At 58.3% G+C, this 19,311-nt stretch carries 19 protein-coding genes; 7 read left to right on the top strand and 12 right to left on the bottom strand.

All coding sequences use genetic code 11. The annotated features are described in order from the left end of the window. Positions 1-20: 20 nt before the first annotated feature. The 5 genes from ACTJJ7_RS08890 to tam all read right to left on the bottom strand — a co-directional run bounded on the left by ACTJJ7_RS08890 (position 21) and on the right by tam (position 7,156). Entirely contained in the window at positions 21-2,072 is a 2,052-nt protein-coding gene (locus tag ACTJJ7_RS08890; protein ID WP_440966626.1) for a M3 family metallopeptidase, read from the bottom strand. A gap of 163 nt (positions 2,073-2,235) precedes the next feature. Then, on the bottom strand, positions 2,236-3,459 hold the full coding sequence (locus tag ACTJJ7_RS08885; protein WP_440966624.1) for an argininosuccinate synthase: 1,224 nt from the start codon (positions 3,457-3,459) through the stop codon (positions 2,236-2,238). A 119-nt stretch (positions 3,460-3,578) separates the two neighbouring features. Then, entirely contained in the window at positions 3,579-5,279 is a 1,701-nt protein-coding gene (locus ACTJJ7_RS08880) for an ArnT family glycosyltransferase (protein WP_440966623.1), read from the bottom strand. A 109-nt stretch (positions 5,280-5,388) separates the two neighbouring features. Further along, complete coding sequence (locus ACTJJ7_RS08875) at positions 5,389-6,237, bottom strand: phosphatase PAP2 family protein (protein WP_105734169.1); 849 nt, start codon at positions 6,235-6,237, stop codon at positions 5,389-5,391. Positions 6,238-6,385: 148 nt separating this feature from the next. After that, complete coding sequence (gene tam, locus ACTJJ7_RS08870; RefSeq protein ID WP_440966621.1) at positions 6,386-7,156, bottom strand: trans-aconitate 2-methyltransferase; 771 nt, start codon at positions 7,154-7,156, stop codon at positions 6,386-6,388. Between the two features lie 159 nt (positions 7,157-7,315). Between tam and ACTJJ7_RS08865 the strand changes: the two genes are divergently transcribed. Together ACTJJ7_RS08865 and ACTJJ7_RS08860 are read left to right on the top strand one after the other, a co-directional pair. Then, positions 7,316-8,266: a LysR family transcriptional regulator gene (locus ACTJJ7_RS08865; protein WP_440966619.1), complete on the top strand. Its 951-nt coding sequence runs from the start codon at positions 7,316-7,318 to the stop codon at positions 8,264-8,266. A 71-nt stretch (positions 8,267-8,337) separates the two neighbouring features. After that, complete coding sequence (locus ACTJJ7_RS08860) at positions 8,338-8,979, top strand: LysE family translocator (protein WP_105734172.1); 642 nt, start codon at positions 8,338-8,340, stop codon at positions 8,977-8,979. Positions 8,980-8,985: 6 nt separating this feature from the next. Here ACTJJ7_RS08860 and ACTJJ7_RS08855 read toward each other — a convergent pair whose 3' ends face one another. The 5 genes from ACTJJ7_RS08855 to ACTJJ7_RS08835 form a co-directional block, all read right to left on the bottom strand. After that, the gene (locus ACTJJ7_RS08855; protein WP_440966618.1) at positions 8,986-9,423 is read right to left on the bottom strand and encodes a hypothetical protein; all 438 of its coding nucleotides are present in this window, start codon (positions 9,421-9,423) and stop codon (positions 8,986-8,988) included. Further along, positions 9,420-10,601 carry a 23S rRNA (adenine(2503)-C(2))-methyltransferase RlmN gene (rlmN, locus tag ACTJJ7_RS08850; protein ID WP_245421107.1) on the bottom strand — a complete coding sequence of 394 codons (1,182 nt, stop codon included), beginning with the start codon at positions 10,599-10,601 and terminating at the stop codon, positions 9,420-9,422. The genes ACTJJ7_RS08855 and rlmN overlap by 4 nt, the downstream gene beginning before the upstream one ends. 179 nt (positions 10,602-10,780) lie before the next feature. Continuing rightward, positions 10,781-11,284 carry an invasion associated locus B family protein gene (locus ACTJJ7_RS08845; protein WP_440966616.1) on the bottom strand — a complete coding sequence of 168 codons (504 nt, stop codon included), beginning with the start codon at positions 11,282-11,284 and terminating at the stop codon, positions 10,781-10,783. Positions 11,285-11,579: 295 nt separating this feature from the next. Next, positions 11,580-11,960 (bottom strand): YkvA family protein, encoded by a 381-nt coding sequence (locus ACTJJ7_RS08840; RefSeq protein ID WP_105734176.1) that lies wholly within the window; start codon positions 11,958-11,960, stop codon positions 11,580-11,582. A 78-nt stretch (positions 11,961-12,038) separates the two neighbouring features. Next, entirely contained in the window at positions 12,039-12,335 is a 297-nt protein-coding gene (locus ACTJJ7_RS08835) for a 4a-hydroxytetrahydrobiopterin dehydratase (protein WP_440966614.1), read from the bottom strand. 108 nt (positions 12,336-12,443) lie between these two features. Here ACTJJ7_RS08835 and ACTJJ7_RS08830 point away from each other — a divergent pair, with 108 nt between their 5' ends. Beyond that, positions 12,444-12,914 carry a low molecular weight protein-tyrosine-phosphatase gene (locus tag ACTJJ7_RS08830; protein WP_440966612.1) on the top strand — a complete coding sequence of 157 codons (471 nt, stop codon included), beginning with the start codon at positions 12,444-12,446 and terminating at the stop codon, positions 12,912-12,914. On the opposite strand, the gene thpR is transcribed toward ACTJJ7_RS08830, so the two are convergent. Together thpR and ACTJJ7_RS08820 are read right to left on the bottom strand one after the other, a co-directional pair. Continuing rightward, positions 12,866-13,459: an RNA 2',3'-cyclic phosphodiesterase gene (thpR, locus tag ACTJJ7_RS08825; RefSeq protein WP_105734179.1), complete on the bottom strand. Its 594-nt coding sequence runs from the start codon at positions 13,457-13,459 to the stop codon at positions 12,866-12,868. The two genes, ACTJJ7_RS08830 and thpR, sit on opposite strands and share 49 nt — an antisense overlap. A gap of 219 nt (positions 13,460-13,678) precedes the next feature. Continuing rightward, the gene (locus ACTJJ7_RS08820) at positions 13,679-14,359 is read right to left on the bottom strand and encodes an arylesterase (protein WP_105734180.1); all 681 of its coding nucleotides are present in this window, start codon (positions 14,357-14,359) and stop codon (positions 13,679-13,681) included. A 70-nt stretch (positions 14,360-14,429) separates the two neighbouring features. Here ACTJJ7_RS08820 and ACTJJ7_RS08815 point away from each other — a divergent pair, with 70 nt between their 5' ends. The 4 genes from ACTJJ7_RS08815 to ACTJJ7_RS08800 all read left to right on the top strand — a co-directional run bounded on the left by ACTJJ7_RS08815 (position 14,430) and on the right by ACTJJ7_RS08800 (position 19,310). Then, positions 14,430-15,134 carry an ABC transporter ATP-binding protein gene (locus ACTJJ7_RS08815; RefSeq protein ID WP_440966610.1) on the top strand — a complete coding sequence of 235 codons (705 nt, stop codon included), beginning with the start codon at positions 14,430-14,432 and terminating at the stop codon, positions 15,132-15,134. Continuing rightward, positions 15,131-17,695, top strand: coding sequence for an ABC transporter permease (locus ACTJJ7_RS08810; RefSeq protein ID WP_440966608.1), 2,565 nt, complete (start codon positions 15,131-15,133; stop codon positions 17,693-17,695). The genes ACTJJ7_RS08815 and ACTJJ7_RS08810 overlap by 4 nt, the downstream gene beginning before the upstream one ends. 190 nt (positions 17,696-17,885) lie before the next feature. After that, positions 17,886-18,662: a Bax inhibitor-1/YccA family protein gene (locus ACTJJ7_RS08805; protein ID WP_440966606.1), complete on the top strand. Its 777-nt coding sequence runs from the start codon at positions 17,886-17,888 to the stop codon at positions 18,660-18,662. Between the two features lie 99 nt (positions 18,663-18,761). Then, complete coding sequence (locus ACTJJ7_RS08800) at positions 18,762-19,310, top strand: GNAT family N-acetyltransferase (RefSeq protein WP_130271288.1); 549 nt, start codon at positions 18,762-18,764, stop codon at positions 19,308-19,310. Position 19,311: the final 1 nt, after the last annotated feature.

Genomic DNA, 19,311 nt, shown 5'->3' with positions numbered 1-19,311 from the left:
AGTGCGGCGGGTTTATTCTGTCAGGCGAGGCCGCGTTTTTCGATCATCGCATCGGGTGTTGGCATCTTGCCGCGGAAAGCCTTGTAAAGCTCCTCCGGGTCGCGGCTGCCGCCAGCCGAATAGATATATTGCTTGAGCTTCTTGGCGAGGTCGGCATTGAACACGTCGCCGGTTTCCTCGAATGCCTTGAAAGCATCGGCATCCAGCACTTCCGACCACATGTAGGAATAATATCCGGCGGAATAGCCGTCGCCGGAGAAGACATGGGTGAAGTGCGGGGTGCGGTGACGCATGATAATCGCGTCCGGCATGGAAAGGCTCTTCAGCGTATCGGCCTCGAACTGGATGGGATCTGCCGGAGGAACGCCGTCCGCATGGAACGCCATGTCAACCAGCGCCGAAGAGGTGAACTCCACGGTGTTGAACCCGGCATTGAATGTATTGGCCGCCAAAACCTTGTCGAGAAGCGCCTTGGGCATGGTTTCGCCTGTGCGGTAGTGGACCGCGTATTTTTCTAGAACCGCTGGCACTGTCAGCCAGTGTTCGTACAGCTGTGACGGCAGCTCCACGAAGTCGCGCGATACCGATGTACCCGATACCGCAGGCCAGGTCACATCGGACAGGAGGCCATGCAAGGCGTGCCCGAATTCGTGGAAGAGGGTGCGTGCACCATCCAGCGAAAGCAGTGCAGGCTCGCCCTTTGGCGGTTTGGCGAAATTCATGACGTTGTAGATAATCGGCGTCTGGCCGCCGTCGAGCTTGTGCTGCGATTGCAATGCGCTCATCCAGGCGCCGGAACGTTTGGATTGACGGTTGAAATAATCGCCCAGGAACACACCGCGGCGGCTGCCGTCCGCATTCTGCACCTCCCACACCCGCACATCGGGATGCCAGGTTGGAATGCCATTTTTCTCTTCAAAGCGGATACCAAAGAGGCGGGTTGCCACGTCGAAACAGGCCTCGATGATCTTTTCCAGCTGCAGGTACGGTTTCAGCTCCGCCTCGTCAAACGCAAAACGCTCATTGCGCAGTTTCTCCGCATAGAACCGCCAATCCCAAGGAGCAACCTTGTGGTTGCGCCCCTCGGCGGCGATCAGGCGCTCCAGATCAATCTCTTCTTCGGCAGCGCGGTTGCGCGCCTTGTCCCAGACCGGTTCAAGCAGGTCCATGACGGCCTTGGGTGTCTTGGCCATGGTGTCATCGAGCTTGTAGGCGGCAAAACTGTGATAGCCGAGCAGCTTGGCCTTTTCCGCGCGCAGCGCCACCATATCGGCAACAATTGCGCGGTTGTCGGTTGCGCCGCCATTCTCGCCGCGCGCGGCCCAGGCGCGAAATGCCTTTTCCCGCAGGCCTCGGTCTTCGGAGAAGGACAGGAACGGTTCAATGATCGAGCGGGAAAGGGTGACTGCCCAGGCATCCGGCCGATTGCGCTCCTCGGCGGCACCGCGCATGGCGGCACGAACGAAATCGGGCAGGCCCTTCATGTGCGCTTCGTCGGTGATGAAAAGCGCCCAGTCGGCTTCGTCCTTCAGGACATTCTGGCCAAACTGCGCGCCAAACCCCGCCAGCTTCTCATTGATGTCCGCAAGGCGTGCCTTGCCCTCATCATCCAGCCGCGCGCCGCTGCGCACGAAGCCTTTCCATGTCTTCTCAAGAACGCGATCCGTTTCGGCATCGAGGCCGAGGAAATCGCGCTGCTGGTAAAGCGAGTCGATACGGGCAAACAGCTGCGGATTCATCATGATGGACGAATAGTGGCGGGACATCTTGGGCGCGATAACGCGCTCCAATGCCTGGATGGTATCGTTGGTATTGGCTCCGGCCCGCATCCAGAAAATGGAGGAGACACGATCGAGACCCTCGCCGGAAAGCTGCAGGGCTTTCAGCGTATTGTCGATGGTCGGCGCCTCATGGTGGTTGATGATCGCGTCGACATCGGCCAGATCAGCCGCAAGCGCCGCATCGAAGGCCGGGGCGAAATCGTCGTCCGTGAAGGCAGTGAAGTCGGGAAGTCCGAGCGGTCCGGTCCAGTCCGTCAGTGCGGTGTTGATGGCTGGTTTCTGTGGGGACATGGGAAGGCTCCGTCATGGCTGATGAACTCTGGCTTTAACATCTAAGCCTGCAACGGAGTGATCACAAGTCGGCAGGTACAGAAAGCGCGGCACGAAAGCATATCCAATGGCCAGCCAACAAAAAACGGGGCTTGCGCCCCGTTCTCAGCCCGTATTTGCGGGATCAGCTGTTGCGCTTGCGGGCAGCCAGCGTGCGCAGGCGCAGGGCGTTGAGACGGATAAAGCCCGCGGCGTCCTTCTGGTCATAGGCGCCGCGATCGTCCTCGAAAGTCACCAGCGCGTCGGAGTAAAGCGACTTCTTCGACTTGCGGCCGGACACCATGACATTGCCCTTGTACAGCTTGAGGCGCACCACGCCTTCGACATCTTCCTGGCTCTTGTCGATCATGGCCTGCAGCATTTCGCGTTCCGGCGAATACCAGAAGCCATTGTAGATCAGTTCCGCATAGCGCGGCATGAACTCATCCTTGAGATGTGCGGCGCCGCGATCCAGCGTGATCGATTCCATGGCGCGGTGGGCTGCGAGCAGGATCGTGCCGCCAGGGGTTTCATAGACGCCGCGCGACTTCATGCCGACGAAGCGGTTTTCGACCAGATCCAGGCGCCCGATCCCATTGTCGCGGCCGAGATCGTTGAGGGTTTTCAGCAATGTTGCCGGCGAAAGCGGTTTGCCGTCGATAGCAACAGCATCGCCCTTCTCGAAGGCAATCTCGATCTCGGTTACCTTGTCAGGCGCCTCCATCGGAGAAATCGTGCGCTGGTGCACATATTCGGGCGCTTCCTGCCATGGATCTTCCAGAACCTTGCCCTCGGAGGAAGAGTGCAGCAGGTTTGCGTCGACGGAGAAAGGTGCTTCGCCGAGCTTGTCCTTGGCGATCGGAATCTGGTGTTCGCGGGCAAATTCCAAAAGATCGGTGCGTGACTTGAATGTCCAGTCGCGCCACGGGGCGATGACCTTGATGTCAGGGTTCAGCGCATAGGCGGACAGTTCGAAACGAACCTGGTCATTACCCTTGCCGGTTGCCCCGTGGGCAATAGCATCGGCTCCGGTGCGGGCCGCGATTTCAACCAGGTGCTTTGAAATCAGCGGCCGCGCGATGGACGTGCCGAGCAAGTAGACGCCTTCATAGACCGCGTTGGCACGGAACATCGGGAACACGAAGTCGCGGACGAATTCTTCACGCACGTCTTCGATATAGATTTCCTTGATGCCGAGCATCTCGGCTTTCTTGCGGGCCGGTTCCAGTTCTTCGCCCTGGCCCAGATCGGCGGTGAAGGTAACAACTTCCGCACCCAGTTCCGTTTGCAACCATTTGAGGATAATCGATGTATCGAGACCGCCGGAATAGGCCAGCACGACTTTCTTGACGTCTTTCCACTTGTTCATTCTGTTTCCCTGACCGCTGCGCAGTCTCGCTATCGTTTGGTGAAGATGGACGTTCTTTTATCAGGTGAGGGAATGTTGGCAAGATCGGCTTTGGCTGCGCAGCGGTCCTGCCGGGCAAATCAGCTGCGGATGGCCACGTATCCGCGCTCGCCATACCGGTCACGAGCCTCGGACAGTGTTCCTGTCTTCAGTGCCGAAATGAAATCCTGCAGGTGAATGCGCCGCCAGCCAGCCGTGACCTCTTCCACGGCAAAACCTTGCGCCGCCAATGCATCGGCAAGGTGCTTGTCGGTCATGAGGATGACTTTCACGCCGGGATCAATCTCTTTGGACGGCAGCGCGGCCGTCTGTTTGAACTGTGCATCAAAATTGGCATGAAGCCGGATTTTCGCGGCGTCCAGAACGGGTCCGACGAAAAGGACCTCGTTTTCCGAGAGATGCATTGTGTTGATCCTGGCCGCCAGCGGCTTGCCGATATCGGGCACGAGCAGGGCCTTTGCAACGGGTGCAACGGTTACTATGCTTGCCGTGGCAAGCAAGGCGGCGGAGGCTGCCAGGCCGTGCATTTTCAATCGGGTGTTAACCACCCACAGCGTCGCCATGACGCCCGCGATCCCCGCAGCCAGACCGGCCACGTACAATGGCGGCAGCAATTGCATGCCGATCAAGAACACGCCCGTGATGGGAATGGCTGCGATCAGGATGATGACGCGCAACACCCGCTGGACCAGTCTTTCGAAACCTGGACCGGTCACCTCCTGGAACCCGCAGGCGAGAAGCACGCAAAGCAGCGGTATGACGGGAATGACGTAGCGGTGGGAAGGAAGGCTATTGAGAGAAAAGATGATCGAAACGGCTATGATCCAGCCGAGGAAGAAGGGGGTTATGCCGTTGAGCGAATCCATATCCGGCCGTCGTCCCGCTTTCCGGGCGCCATAGAAAAGCAGCCCCAGCCAGACAAATGTCGGCCCCACGAGACCGGCGAAACTGTGGATCAATCCCATCGCGATGATATCGGGATTGAAATTGATCTTGTCTGAAATCTGGTCGGCAACGAAATCGGCCGAAAGCATGCTCGCTGTGTGCAGGGACTGATAGATGAACCAGGTACCGACAATCCCAAGGCACACGGTGATGGTCACGGGTTGCCACAGGCGATGGCGGCGCTGGCGCAGGGCCGGCATTGCCATGCAGTAGACCAGCATATAGCCGAGCATCGCCACGGGCAGGAGGCCTTTGGCCAGGATCGCCAATCCCGTGCCTGCATAGGCGAGAATGCCATAGACATGGCGGTGGCCGTCGCGAAAGAGAAGACCGACAAAGCCGAGCATGCCGATGAGCATGAACATGGTCAGGGGCATGTCGGGAATGGCATTGATACAGGCGCGCAGGAAGACGGCATTCGTTGCCAGAAGCGAAGCCGCAAGCAATGCGGTCCGGTCATTGTGGGTTATGATCCGGGTCAAGGAGAAGGTGATCAACAGTGTTGCAGCCCCTGCAACCAGCCACAGGAAACGCGACCCGAGCACGGAAATCCCGAAAACCTTCATGCCGGCTGCGCTCATCCAGTATGTGAAGGGCGGTTTCTTCAGCCGGACATTGCCTTCGGCCGTATGCGGCGTCAGGTATTCGCCCGTATGCAGCATGATGACGGCACCATTGGAGTAATGGCGTTCATCGGGAAAATGTGTGATCAGGCTGCTGGCAAGCGGGAGAAGGCTCAATATCAGGGCGATGGCCAGCAGGATCGCCATATAGCGTCCCGGCGCCCAATCCGCCGCATCGTCCAAAATGCTCAGGCTTGGATTCTTCTGAAGCATCGTCTGATTGTCGCGCTTGTTGTCCCCTCAGTTTTCATAACGCGAACGAACAGTAGTGCCAATAAAAAATTGCGTCTTCAACAGATGACGCATTGTACAGTTTCAGCCGTTACTTCGTCTGCTGTTCTGTCGTGCGGTGCCAATGCGATGTCCATAATTCGCTAATGGAGGTCAGCACACAGAAGACAATCACGGTGGAAAGAGACCCGAGCACCACATCGGAAAGATAGTGACGGCCAAAGGCAACACGCAGGAAATCAGTGGTTATGATGATGGCGGCGATGGGCCAGATGAGCTTTTTCCTTGTCTGGTGCGGCCACAAGGGCAAAAGACAGACAAGCCAGGCGATCCCGGCCGCTTCCCCGGAAATAAAGGAACAATTGTGCTGACAGACGTGTGACCATTCAGCTGCTGCCACGAAGGGCTGGTCGCCGCCGAAAAGCCATGTGTTGGCGGGGCGGGGCCGGCCGATGAACTCTTTCATGAACGCGTTGACCAGGAGGCCGGGGCCAATGGCCAGCGTAAGGAGCGAGACAATCGAAATACGAATCCGTTCATGATTCCAGCGAAGGCCGGAGGCGACATCGCGCAGGGCAATGGTGACGACCACTGAAGCAGCCACGATGGGCAGGGCATAGAAGACACGGCGCAGCGTCTTGAAAAGTGGCACCGATGCGGCGGGAAAATCGCCGCAAATTTTTGCGGTCGCGGTGGCGATACAGTCAGAACTGAGGAAGAAGAACGACGAAACGGCCTTGTCGATCTCAGGCGCACGGTTAAACAGGATGGCCAGGGCCGCCCACACGAGGATAAGGCTGACCGCAAGGGCCGGCTGACTCCAGACACCGAAGCCATAGAGCGCCTTACCGCATGAAGCAGATGTTGTTCGGTAATAGACCATGCGGCTCTCAAGGCTGAAAAACTTGCCTGTTCTGGCGTGCAATGATTGCAGTGTCATTACAGAGCATACTTTTCCAGTGACTGCAGAAAAGTATTTAATTAAGGCCGCGCAATGTCAGTATTTTGATGTCCTGAATACAAATAGCGGCCGTTAAGCCGCCAAAGGTACTGGAAATCCGTGCTTCGGATGGTGTGCGATTGCCGCTTTAGCGGGTCGCCACCATGAAAAGCCGCGGGAATGGCAACAGGACCGTGCCGTCAGGCAGAGCTGGATAAGCTTGAGCCACCGCGTCCGTATACCGTTTGAGATAGGACGCCTGTTCCGTTTCATTGAGCAGGTCCAGATATGGCCGGAGCCCCGTTCCCTTAAACCATTCGACCACTGCCGGGGCTCCTCCGGCAAGCGGATGGTGGTAGGTGGTTTGCCAGATATCGACCCTGGACGCTATCGGCCGCAGGATTCGGTAATACCACTCCGCGCTCTGCCGCGGCGACCTTTGCCCCGCCGCTCGCGCCAATTTGGCAGCCCATGGGCCTTCACCAGCTATTTCCCGCATCAGACGGTGTGTGGGTTCATCTAGATTGTTCGGAATCTGGATGGCAAGGCTGCCGTCCACGGCCAGTTTGCTGACAAGGGCCGGCAACAGGGCGGCATGGTCCGGAAGCCATTGCAGCACCGCATTGGCAAGAATGACATCATAGGGACCCTGTGCATTCCACCGGGCGATATCAGCGACGTCAAAGCGGATTTCAGGAAGCCGTTTGCGGGCTGCCTGGACCATGTCCTCGGAGCTGTCCATTCCTGTTGTAACGGCCCTGGGAAAGCGGGCGATGAGAACTTCCGTCGAATTGCCGGGGCCGCAACCGATATCAATCACGGATCGGGCGTACACACCAGGAACTGCTGCCAGGAGATCGCGGACCGGGCGTGTCCGCTCATCTTCAAATTTCACATATTGTTCAGCTGACCAGCTCACGACGGTTTTCCTTTTGTTGCCCGCCGGATAGGCAGGGACGATAGGGGCGAGTCATGGCTGATGGCTTGGCCCCAAAGCGGCATATTGGCAGAATAGGCTTTCCTCTATATGATTTCCAATGCATGCTTTTTACGATTTCAATACTTTCATGGTATGGCAATGATCGATCTGAAGCGCCTTCGCGCATTTGTTGTCTTGGCAGAGGAAGGCCATGTGACGCGGGCCGCCGAACGGCTGGGCATTCAACAGCCACCGCTGACGCGGCTTCTGCAGGGGCTGGAGGCGGAACTGGGTGTGCTCCTGATGCACCGCATGCCGCGCGGCGTTCGTCCCACCGAGGCCGGAAACGTGCTGCTTGATGAAGCCAGGATCATTCTGGAGCGTGCCGGTGGCGTTGCCGACATGGTTCACCGGGCAGCGCGCGGCGAACAGGGCCGCCTGGCCATCGGTTTCACCAGCTCTGCCGCCCTGCATCCTTTCGTGCCGAAAGCGTTGCGGGCTTTCCATGAAAGCCTGCCAAAACTTTCTGTCGTGCTGGAAGAAGCTGGTACGGCAGAACTGGTGGATGCGCTCATGCATGAGCGGCTTGACGCAGCCTTCATTCGCTCTCCGGTCGGACGGACGCCAGGCCTGCGGATCGATGCCGTGCTGGAGGAACCAATGCTTGTCGCACTGCCCGTGGGGCATAGGTTCGCGCGGGACACTGCCTCGCGGCTGCTGCTCACAGAATTGGCGACCGAACCTTTCATTCTCTATCGCCGCATGGCGGGACCTGGCCTCTATGACACCATTCTGACCGCATGCCGGGAAGCGGGGTTCAGCCCGATTGTGGCGCAGGAGGCGCCGCGCTTGACTGCAACGCTGAGCCTGGTGGCCGCAGGATTCGGTATTTCCCTCGTGCCTGCATCGATGCGGCGCCTTGGCGGCGATGACATCGCCTACCGCGCTGTTGCGGGCAGTTCCAAACTGATAGCCCCGTTGCTCCTGGCCATGCGGCAGACGCATCCGGCGCCGGCCCTTGCGCGGTTTCGCGGTCTCGTGCAGCGCATGACAGCGGAAATGCGCGCAGCCAATCCGGCTGATGCCGGAGTGGATCGGGGAAATCGCTAGATCTCTCAGAATCGTGTGGCCAAAAGGGTGGTTCCGCGTTAGCTTCCGCCAGTTTTTCGTCGGAGCTTCCCATGACCTTCATTCCCGAATGGCCGATTATCCTGCAATTTGCGATTGCGACCTTTGTTCTCTCGATCACCCCGGGTCCCGATATGACACTTTTCGTGGGGCGGGCCCTGTCCGAGGGAAAGGCGGCCGGGTTCGCCTGTCTGTCCGGGGCCAATTGCGGGATTGTGGTGCATACGACGATGGTTGCACTCGGGCTTTCCGCGCTGATTATCGCATCGCCGTCCGCATTCCTCGTGCTGAAAATCGTCGGTGCAGGATATCTCGTGTGGCTTGCCTTTCAGGCTATCCGCAAGGGATCAGCCTTTTCTCCGGAGAAGAAAAGCGGCGCCGCACACACATTGTTTCAGAACTGGCTGACCGGGATCGGCATCAACCTGCTCAACCCGAAGATCATCCTGTTTTTCATGACGTTTCTGCCGCAGTTCGTGTCGGCAAGCGACCCGCATGCGCCGGGCAAGCTTTTCTTTCTTGGCCTGCTGTTCATTCCGCTGTCGCTGCCGGTGGTGACGCCGATGATTCTGGCGGCTGACCGGTTTGCCGGTCTCCTGAAGAAGAATCCGACGGTTACGCGGGTGACCGATTGGCTGTTTGCCGGGGTGTTTTCAGCCTTTGCAGCAAAAATCCTGATGGCCCAGGCGAAGTAGACGCCTCTATGCGGCGGGGCTGCCGGGGCGCGGGGGCATCACCAGCCCGGCGCTTCGCCCCGAGACAAGCCAGTAGACAAAGCCTCCGACAACGCCGGTGGCGAGGATGGCCGCGAATGTGTCGATATCTTCGGTCTGCGGCCGCCACTTCCAGACGATGATGACAACGGCGGTCGCTGCGCCGCCAAGGGCATAGAACAGCAAATCCCGCCATGCGGTCAGCTCAGCAAACAAGATGAGGATACAGGCAGGAATGAAGACGCTGTAGCCAATCATCGTGGCAAAGATCGGAACCGTGGAATACAGGAATGGACCTTCGCTGCCGATGACTTCCGTGCTGCCAAGCCAAAGAAGATTGAGAAACAGCGATGCGGCAAAGGTTGCGCAAACGAAACCGAAAACGATCAGGGCAAAGCGGAAGATATAGAAGGCGATCTGGCTCAATCTTCACCGTGCCCGGCGATCATGGCAGCCTCAAATGCCAAACGCTCTGTCTTCTTCATGCGTTCCGATTCCGACTTCAGCTGACCGCATGCGGCCAGAATGTCCCTGCCGCGGGGGGTGCGGATGGGTGAAGCATAACCTGCATTGTTGACGTAATCAGCGAATTTCTCGATCTGCTCCCATTCCGAGCACTGGTAATTGACACCAGGCCATGGGTTGAAAGGAATGAGATTGATCTTGGCGGGGATGCCTTTCAGCATGCGCACCAGTTCCTTGGCATCAGCCAGCGAGTCGTTCACCCCCCTGAGCATCACATATTCAAAAGTGATGCGCTTGGAATTCGACAGGCTTGGATAGGCCCGGCAAGCGTCCAGTAGTTCCTTGAGCGGATACTTCTTGTTGATCGGCACCAGCATATCGCGCAGGTCGTCGTTCACCGCATGCAGTGAAATGGCGAGCATGACGCCGATTTCCTCACCGGTGCGGTAAATCTCAGGCACGACGCCCGACGTCGACAGGGTGATGCGGCGCTTCGACAGCGACAGGCCATCACCGTCGGATGCAATCAGGAGTGCCTTCTTGACGTTCTCGAAATTGTAGAGCGGCTCACCCATGCCCATCATGACAATATTGGAGACCTTGCGGCCTTCCGCCGGAACGATGGCACCGTCCGGTGTGTTCCGGTCCGGGAAATCGCCGAGCCGGTCGCGGGCAATCAACAGCTGCGAGAGAATTTCCTCCGCCGTCAGGTTGCGGACCAGTTTCTGCGTGCCTGTATGGCAGAAGGAGCATGTGAGCGTGCAACCGACCTGGCTGGAAATGCACAGCGTGCCGCGACCTTCCTCGGGAATGTAAACGGTTTCAATCTCTACCGGCCGTCCGGCACCGCGCGGCGGAAAGCGGAAGAGCCATTTGCGCGTGCCGTCAGTAGAAATCTGTTCCTCGACGATTTCCGGCCGGGCAATGGTGAAATGCCGGTCGAGGAGCTCGCGCATATCGCGGGAAATGTTGAGCATATCGGCAAAATCCGACACACCGCGAACGTAGAGCCAGTGCCAGAGCTGCGCAACGCGCATCTTTACCTGACGCTCGGCCACGCCGATTTCGGTCAAAGCCTCACCCATCTCGGCGCGGGACAGGCCGATCAGTGTCGGCTTGCCATTCATGGCGGCAAGCATGGCATCACGGGATTTCTCCCGGGCGAAGGACTGAGTCTCAGGCAAAACGGACATTGGGTTTTCTAACGTTCTCTAGTGAAGCGCGGCTCATACCATGTTCTGGCCGTGCCGTCACCTCCACAAGCAAAAAGGCCGGACACATGCTGTCCGGCCTTTGCAAAAAGCAAGGTTTGCTGGAGTTACTTGCAGGTGGCGATGGCTTTGAGCGCCGCAGACACACCTTTGAGCGAATAGGTGTAGCTGGTCTTGGTTCCGCGCTTGGACACCGCATTGATGGACATGGTATGGCCGGTACGCAGTGCTGCCACAAGTTGCGGCTCTTCCGCTGCGTTTTCCATCCACCCATGGCTGCCGTTGGTGAACATGGAGAAGCTGCGTGAATCGATGGTGACCGTTACCTTTGAATTGACCTGGAGGTCATATCCGGCCTTGAATTGCGGTTCGAAGCTGACGTTCTGGCCGGGTTTCTGGCTGACCATGAAGAAGTTGTCGCCGTGATCAATCTTCGCGGGCTGCTTATCGACTGGCACCGACAGGACATAGCAAACCTTGCCCTTGCCCTGCTGGTAGCTATAGGCGCCCCATGCGTTAAACTGGCTGATTTGACTCGGGGTCTGGGCAAGAGCCGTCCCTGTCAGCCCAAGCATGAGCATAGAGGTCGCTGCGATTGATTTTCCAAACATGTTACCTACCAGTTCTATCGTTCATTTCATAACTGACGAACCGGCAAGAGCCGCCAGGCCCCACTGTCCAGTTCGCTTTCTCTTAATTTGACTTAATCTGGGTTACCAAACGGTGAAGACGGGGTCAAAAAAGCGATTTTGTCAGCGGGAAGATCACGTTGTCCGTGCAAAATCCCACGGTGGCACTCCAGCGGAATAAAAGCGGCGACACTTTGACAATTCATCCCATCACGCGGATGTGATGCAAAAACGGCTGGCAACGGCTCCGGATTCTCCAGACTTGCCGCCCGATATCCTAGTTATCCTTGTCCAGATCCGCGATTGCTTTCTTTGCCGCCTCACGATGCGCTGGTGTCACATGGTTGCGAATGGCATTCAGTGCTGCCATGAGCACCGCAGCATCGTCGGTGAAGCCAAGACCGACAATAAAATCGGGAATGATGTCAAACGGCATGACAAAATAGGCCAGCGCGGCAAGGAGCGTACCGCGGACCCATGTGGGTGTTGCCGGATCAAGGGCGCAGTAATACCCGGCAATCACCTCGTCGAGGAAAGGGATGGACTTGGCGGCCTTGCGCGCGGTTTTCCAGAACCGGGCACGCACGGTTTCTTCGCGGGCGCGCTGTTCATACGTGCTGCCCGGCCGCAGAATTTCACCAATCTTGACGTCGTCCATTCCTCTTCCTTCAGGTCTGTTCAGGGATGAACATGGGAAGACATGCCCGTTGCTGCAAGAGTTCTACCGATATTATCGTCAAAGAGCGGCGAAACGGTCCATCGCCCGGGCCATCGTGATATCAAGGCCGGTGACGCCGCCAGCGTCGTGGGTGGCAAGGGTAACATCAACGCGATTGTAGACGTTGAACCATTCGGGATGATGGTCCATCTTTTCGGCGATGAGGGCCACGCGAGTCATAAAGCCGAACGCCGCGTTGAAATCCTTGAATTTGAAGGATTTGTTGATCGCGTCACGGTCACTTGTCCTGGACCAGCCGGCCAGCTCCTGCAGTGTCTGGTCGAGTTCGTTCGGATTTAACCGGTTGCGCACCATGGTATGTTTCCTCATATACGGTCATTGCGTTGCGTCCGACACTAGAGCCTTTCCTGCTTAAACAGTACTGGCTCTTTTTAAGCAGGAAAGGCTCTGGAGCAACGGCCCATGAAAACCCATCCACTTCGCTCTGTCCTCTTTGTCTGTCTGGGCAATATCTGCCGGTCGCCGCTGGCGGAAGGTGTGTTCCGGTCGGTTCTTGCGGCGGAAGGAAAAGACCAGGGCGTCCATATCGATTCCGCCGGAACCAATAGCTACCACACCGGGGAAGCGCCGGACGACCGCTCGATTCTCGTCGCGAGACAGCATGGAATCGACATTTCCGGCCAGCGTTGCCGGCAGCTCAAGGCGGAGGATTTCGTCAGTTTTGACATGATCCTTGGCATGGACCGCGCCAATGTTGCCGCTATCCTGGCCCGGCGCCCGGCCAACGCGACTGCCGGAACCGGGCTCTTCAGCGACATTGCACTGGGTGAAGCCAGCCAGATACCCGATCCCTATTACGGCGAGGAGGCCGATTTCGAACGGGTCTACCGGATGGTTCTCAAAGCCTCCAGAGGCCTCTCGAAGCGCTTCTGATAGGTCCGCGCCGATTCCAGCGGCCAGGCCTCCTCGACGATGTAGGGGCCGCCGCCGACGGAATCGCGCGATGACATCAGAACAAAGCGTCCGATGGTGAAGGGCATGGTGGAAAAGTTGCCGCGCGAGGCGAGATAGTGCGCCACTTCTTCGTTGCGGGCATTGCGCAGGCGCGCCAGCGTGACATGCGGTGTGAATTTCCGCGGATCGGCCGGCAGCATCAGCCGCTGGCAGATGCGCTCGATTTCCGCATGCAGCGCCTGGATATCCGGAGAGGGCGACACGGCCGCAAATACGCTGTGCGGTTTCTTGGACCCGAATGCATTGACGCCTGAAAGCTGGAGCGTGAATTCCGGCCGGCGTATCCGGTCGAGTGCGTTGGCGACCTCATCGGCCACGTGGCCTTCGACATCACCGATGAAGCGCAGCGTGATGTGATAGTTTTCAACATCGATCCATCGGGCGCCTGGCAAACCGCCGCGCAGGAGCGACAGTGAGAGAGCGGCGTCCCTCGGGATCTCGAGGGCAGTAAAGAGACGCGGCATAAGGCATCCTCCCCGAATCGAGTTGTAACCTCAGGGAATCATTGAATGAGTCCAAGAGCAAGGCACAATTTCACATTCTTTTGCGCCGCGACAAATAAGACACGCAAGATGTGGTGTGAAGATGACAACAATGTGGATAGCTTGCCCTTGAGGTTAAGGGCACCGGAGTGATCAAATAGGCCCTGGGCCGGTCTTGCCCAAGGCTCTACAGCGAAAGCCTTACTGCTCGGTGTCGGATGTGTCCGAGGTAACCGTCGGCTGTTTGATGGTCTTCTGCATGATGGGAAGGAAGCCCTTCACCATGACAGCGACGCCTTGGGTAGTCGGATGCATGCCATCCGCCTGCAGCAGCGAGGCTTTTGTCGCGATACCCTCCATGAAGAACGGATAAAGCGGAACATCGTATTTCTTGGCGAGATCAGGGAAGATCGCGTTGAATTTTTCTTCGTAGTCGCCGCCCATGTTCGGCGGGGCAAGCATTCCGGCGAGTATCACCTGAATTTTGCGCTTCTGCAGCTTCTCGATCATTTCGGCCAGGTTCTTTTCGCTGATCTCCGGCGAGATGCCGCGCAATGCGTCATTGGCGCCCAGCTCAAGGATGACCAGATCGGTGCCATCCGGGACAGACCAGTCAAGGCGGGCAAGGCCGCCGGTGGTGGTATCGCCAGCAACTCCGGCATTGGCGATCGAAATGTCGACGCCCTTGTCTTTCAAGGATTTTTCCAGCTGTGCGGTAAAGGAATCCTGCACGGGAAGCTCGAAACCGGACATCAGGCTGTCGCCGAACCCGACCACGGAGAGGGCATGGCCGGACACGGGATTTTGATTGGCCAAGGTCAGAGAGGGCAGGGCAACAAGGCCGAGCGACACAACGATCTTTATCAATGGTTTGAATATCATCTTCGGGTACCCATATCTGACCGGATGCGACTTAAGTCTGTGTCGACCATAGCGTAAAGGATCTGCATTCGTGACTAAATCTGTCATCACACTCGATCACATTGAGTTGACTCTCGGGACGGGTGCTTCCTCGGTTCATGTGCTCAAAGGCATATCCCTTGCCATCGTCGGCGGGCAATCGGTGGGCATCGTCGGGCCTTCGGGCTCGGGAAAGTCGACCTTGCTGATGGTACTGGCCGGACTTGAGCGGATCGATTCCGGCTCGGTCGAGATTGCCGGGCAAAAACTGGAAACGATGAGCGAGGACGCAACGGCAGCCTTTCGCGGCAAGAACATCGGGATCGTTTTCCAGTCCTTCCACCTCATTCCCAACATGACCGCACTGGAAAATGTCGCTGTTCCGCTGGAGCTTGCCGGTCATCCCGACGCCTTTGCCATCGCCAAGCGCGAATTGGCTGCGGTCGGCCTTGCGGACCGGATAACCCACTATCCCGGTGAACTGTCCGGCGGCGAACAGCAGCGCGTGGCCATCGCCCGTGCTCTTGCTCCGTCACCGAAAATCCTGATCGCCGATGAGCCAACCGGCAATCTGGATACGACGACCGGCCGTCAGATCGCCGATCTGCTCTTCCAGAAGCAGAAGGATCTCGGTCTCACCCTGGTGCTGGTTACCCATGATCCGGCACTTTCGGCCCGCTGCGATCGCGAAATCCGGGTCCGTTCAGGATTGATCGAGGCAGATGAAGATGCCCCGCAACTGAAGAAAACCGCATGAGTGCCAACGGTTCCGCTGCGTCGCCGTCCCTCAAGCTCGCCCTGCGTTTTGCTTTGCGTGAAATGCGCAATGGCCTGTCGGGGTTCTATATTTTCCTTGCCTGCATCGCCTTGGGCGTAGCCGCGATCGGCGGCGTCAATTCGGTCGCCAATTCGGTCACATCGGGCATTTCCACGCAAGGGCAGGGCATACTTGGCGGAGATATCCGCTTTCAGCTCAATCAGCGTGAGGTGAATGCGGAAGAACGTGCCTTTGTTGAGAGCAAGGGCCGTGTGGCGGTCGCTGCCAACATGCGTTCCATGGCCCGTCTGGCCGATGGCTCCGATCAGTCTCTGGTCGAGGTAAAAGCCGTCGACAATGCCTATCCGCTTTACGGATCGCTGGACACCGAGCCGAAGCTGGACCGGAGCGGACTCTTCGCTGAAAGAGAGGGTGCATTCGGCGCTGCCATCGCCCAGATTTTTCTCGACCGGCTCAATCTGAAGCTCGGTGACCGGGTCTTGCTTGGCTCAGCCACATTCGAATTGCGGGCGGTGATCAGCAACGAGCCGGATGTATTGTCGGACGGTTTTGGATTTGCACCGCGTTTTCTTATCTCGCTCGAAGGGTTGCGCGCCGCTGGCCTGGTTCAGCCGGGCAGCCTGGTGGAGCACAGCTACAAGATTGCCCTGCGGGCGGGTGCCAGCGAAGCGGATATCGCAACCATTCGCAATGAAGCGCAGGAGAAATTCCCGCAGGCGGGCTGGACCATTCGCAGCCGCTCCAACGCTGCGCCGTCGCTGAGTGCCAATGTCGAGCGGTTCTCGCAGTTCCTGACATTGGTCGGGTTGACGGCCCTCATCGTCGGCGGTGTCGGTGTTGCCAATGCGGTGCGGGCCTATCTCGACGCAAAACGCGGTGTCATTGCCACGTTCAAGTCGCTGGGTGCACCGGGCTGGTTTGTCATTGCCGTCTATCTTATCCAGATCATTCTGATCGCGCTGCTCGGTATAGCGGCTGGCCTGATCCTGGCTGCAATCATTCCCTATGTTGCAGGCTATGCCCTGCAGAGCGTGCTGCCCATTGCGGCCAAGGGCGGCTTCTATCCGGGCGCGCTGGCGTGGGCCGCGCTGTTCGGCCTGTTGACCACATTGGCTTTTGCCATCCTGCCCCTGGGCCGGGCACGCGATATTCCAGCCACGGCCTTGTTCCGCGAACAGGGTTTCGATCAGCGCGGCTGGCCAAAACCCGTCTATATCGCGGTGGCCGCCCTTCTTGTCGCCACGCTTTGCATCCTGGCGGTGGTGTTCGCCTATGACCGGCGTATCGCCATCACGTTCATTGGTGCGGTCGCCTTCTCGTTCCTTGTGCTGCGCGCTGTCTCCAGCCTCGTGCAGTGGCTGGCGCGCCGCGCGCCGCGGGTGCGCTCCACGGCGCTTCGCCTTGCCATCGGCAATATTCACCGGCCCGGCGCGTTGACGCCGTCGGTCGTCCTGTCCCTCGGATTGGGACTGACACTCCTGGTGACGCTGGCGCTGATTGATGGCAGCTTGCGCCAGCAGCTCGCCGGCAACTTGCCGGAACGGGCGCCGAACTTTTTCTTTGTCGATATCCAGAGCACGCAGGTCGATCAATTCACCAGCCTTCTGCAGAAGGCCGCGCCGCAGGGCAAGATTGTCAGCGCGCCAATGCTGCGCGGCCGCATCGTCGCCTTCAACGGCACGGATGTCGGCAAGCTGACCATACCGCCGGAAGGAGCATGGGTCTTGCGCGGGGATCGCGGCATTACCTACGCGAAGAAGATACCGGAAAACTCGGTGCTGACGGCAGGTAACTGGTGGCCGGAGGGTTACACCGGCGAGCCGCTGGTGTCCTTCTCGGCTGAAGAAGCGCGTAACCTTGGCCTCAAGCTTGGTGATACGGTCACCGTCAATGCACTCGGCCGCAATATCACAACGCGCATTGCCAACTTCCGGCAAGTGGAGTGGGAATCGCTTGCGATCAATTTCGTCATGGTGTTCTCGCCCAATGCTTTTGCCGGTGCCCCGCATGCCTGGCTTGCCACGCTCACCGATCCCTCCGCGACAACGCAGGAAGAAGCCACGGTCATGCGTGAGGTGACGCGTGCCTTTCCCGCTGTTACCTCCGTGCGGGTGAAAGACGCCATCAGCATTGCCAATGAACTGGTCGGGCAGCTGGCCGTTGCGATCCGCGCCGCGGCGTCGGTGGCTTTGATCGCCTCCATCCTTGTGCTCGGCGGCGCACTTGCGGCCGGCAATCGCGCCCGCGTGCACGACGCGGTGGTCCTGAAAACCCTTGGCGCCACGCGGCGCACCCTGATCAAGGCCTTCAGCTACGAATATGTCATCCTGGGGCTGGCGACAGCGACTTTCGCGCTCCTGGCGGGCGGATTGGCGGCCTGGTACGTGATTGTGCGGGTGATGAAGCTGCCTGCATCGTTCCAGCCGGAAGTGGCCGTTTCCACGCTGGTCCTTGCGCTTGTTCTGACAGTCGGATTTGGCCTTGCGGGAACCTGGAGAATCCTTGGCCAAAAGGCAGCTCCGATCCTGCGAAACCTCTGAAATCGTTAAAAAAGCGTAATATGCGGGCATTTTGCCCGCATTTGGCCGCCAAACACACGATCTTGAGTAAAACAGGTCTTGTTATCGCCCTGTTGAATCCCCATAATTCACGCAAGGCATGCTGGGGTCCCGCCAGCGGCGCCTGGGAATAACCCCCGACACCCGACGGGACGAAGCAATGAGGAAAACCATGGCTGACTATCGCAACATCCAGGCCCGTACATCGGCCGGAGTGCGTGTGGACGCGGGGATCGATCAAGGTCTACGCAGCTACATGCTGAAGGTCTACAATCTGATGGGGATCGGTCTCGCAGTGACCGGTCTTGCCGCGCTTGCAATCGTTTATCTCGCAACCACTCAAGACCCCGCCCTTTCCGTAGTGACGCTGCCAAATGGCAAAATGCTGACGAGCTTCGGCGTGGTCTTTTACACGTCGCCGTTGAAGTGGATTGTCATGCTCGCCCCACTCGCTGCAGTGTTCTTTTTGAGCTTCCGCATCGAGAAGATGAGCGTTTCAGCTGCTCAGACAACTTTCTGGGTCTATGCGGCGCTTGTAGGTCTTTCGCTGTCGTCGATCTTCCTTGTCTATACGTCGGGAAGCATCGTGCAGACGTTCTTCATCACCGCCGCATCTTTCGGTGCGCTGTCGCTCTACGGCTACACGACCAAGCGCGATCTCTCCGGAATGGGTTCGTTCCTGTTCATGGGTCTGATCGGCATTCTTCTTGCCGGCTTGGTCAACATCTTTCTGCAGTCCAGTGCTTTGCAGTTTGCAATCTCTGCGATCGGCGTTCTGGTCTTTGCAGGCCTGACGGCCTATGACACCCAGAGCATCAAGGAAATGTACTACGAAGGCGACAGCTCGGACACCTATGGCCGCAAGGCGATCATGGGCGCGCTGCGTCTCTATCTCGACTTCATCAACATGTTCATGTTCCTGTTGCAGTTCCTCGGCAACCGCAACTGATCCTGGACAATAAGAACGCATGGAAAAGGGCAGCGGTAACGCTGCCCTTTTTTGTGGCGGCATTGCAATCATCCGGTATTTTTGCGATCGATGGCGGCCATGACAAGCATCCATATCCGCCCGGCGCAGCCCGCTGATCTGCCCGCCATTACCGCAATCTATCGCGATGCTGTTCTGCATGGGACGGCGACCTACGAGATCGAACCGCCCGATCTGGCGGAGATGACCAAGCGGTTCCATGCGATCACCAGCGACGGCTTCCCCTATAGCGTTGCAGAAATGGACGGCATCGTGAGCGGCTATGCCTATGCCAGTTATTTCCGCACCCGCCCGGCCTATTGGTGGAGCGTCGAGGATTCGATTTACATTGCGCCGCAAGCCAAGGGCAAAGGCATGGGTAAGGCCCTGCTTCAACGCTTGATCAGCGATTGCACAGCGCTCGGATTTCGCCAGTTCATCGCTGTCATCGGTGATGGTCACGATGCGTCGGCGTCGGTCCGCCTGCATGCGCGTTGTGGCTTCAGGCATTGCGGAACCATCGAGGGATCGGGTTTCAAGCACGGCCGCTGGCTGGATACGGTTCTCATGCAGCTTGATATGAATGGCGGGACCGCTACCCTGCCGGGGCCAGCACCTCTGAAAGGATAAG

Source organism: Phyllobacterium sp. 22229 (genome assembly GCF_052056495.1).
Classification (GTDB): domain Bacteria; phylum Pseudomonadota; class Alphaproteobacteria; order Rhizobiales; family Rhizobiaceae; genus Phyllobacterium; species Phyllobacterium myrsinacearum.
Note: the sequence above shows the minus strand (reverse complement) of the source record. Positions and strands in the feature narration are given on the sequence as shown.

What these genes read in the sequence shown, in the direction of transcription:
- ACTJJ7_RS08805 (WP_440966606.1), top strand. Translation starts at nt 17,886, where the DNA reads ATGGCTGACTATCGCAACATCCAGGCCCGTACATCGGCCGGAGTGCGT.
- ACTJJ7_RS08830 (WP_440966612.1), top strand. Translation starts at nt 12,444, where the DNA reads ATGAAAACCCATCCACTTCGCTCTGTCCTCTTTGTCTGTCTGGGCAAT.
- ACTJJ7_RS08885 (WP_440966624.1), bottom strand. Translation starts at nt 3,459, where the DNA reads ATGAACAAGTGGAAAGACGTCAAGAAAGTCGTGCTGGCCTATTCCGGC.
- ACTJJ7_RS08835 (WP_440966614.1), bottom strand. Translation starts at nt 12,335, where the DNA reads ATGGTGCGCAACCGGTTAAATCCGAACGAACTCGACCAGACACTGCAG.
- ACTJJ7_RS08800 (WP_130271288.1), top strand. Translation starts at nt 18,762, where the DNA reads ATGACAAGCATCCATATCCGCCCGGCGCAGCCCGCTGATCTGCCCGCC.
- ACTJJ7_RS08820 (WP_105734180.1), bottom strand. Translation starts at nt 14,359, where the DNA reads ATGATATTCAAACCATTGATAAAGATCGTTGTGTCGCTCGGCCTTGTT.
- ACTJJ7_RS08840 (WP_105734176.1), bottom strand. Translation starts at nt 11,960, where the DNA reads ATGGACGACGTCAAGATTGGTGAAATTCTGCGGCCGGGCAGCACGTAT.
- ACTJJ7_RS08845 (WP_440966616.1), bottom strand. Translation starts at nt 11,284, where the DNA reads ATGTTTGGAAAATCAATCGCAGCGACCTCTATGCTCATGCTTGGGCTG.
- ACTJJ7_RS08865 (WP_440966619.1), top strand. Translation starts at nt 7,316, where the DNA reads ATGATCGATCTGAAGCGCCTTCGCGCATTTGTTGTCTTGGCAGAGGAA.
- thpR (WP_105734179.1), bottom strand. Translation starts at nt 13,459, where the DNA reads ATGCCGCGTCTCTTTACTGCCCTCGAGATCCCGAGGGACGCCGCTCTC.
- ACTJJ7_RS08890 (WP_440966626.1), bottom strand. Translation starts at nt 2,072, where the DNA reads ATGTCCCCACAGAAACCAGCCATCAACACCGCACTGACGGACTGGACC.
- ACTJJ7_RS08880 (WP_440966623.1), bottom strand. Translation starts at nt 5,279, where the DNA reads ATGCTTCAGAAGAATCCAAGCCTGAGCATTTTGGACGATGCGGCGGAT.
- rlmN (WP_245421107.1), bottom strand. Translation starts at nt 10,601, where the DNA reads ATGCTTGCCGCCATGAATGGCAAGCCGACACTGATCGGCCTGTCCCGC.
- ACTJJ7_RS08875 (WP_105734169.1), bottom strand. Translation starts at nt 6,237, where the DNA reads ATGACACTGCAATCATTGCACGCCAGAACAGGCAAGTTTTTCAGCCTT.
- ACTJJ7_RS08860 (WP_105734172.1), top strand. Translation starts at nt 8,338, where the DNA reads ATGACCTTCATTCCCGAATGGCCGATTATCCTGCAATTTGCGATTGCG.
- ACTJJ7_RS08810 (WP_440966608.1), top strand. Translation starts at nt 15,131, where the DNA reads ATGAGTGCCAACGGTTCCGCTGCGTCGCCGTCCCTCAAGCTCGCCCTG.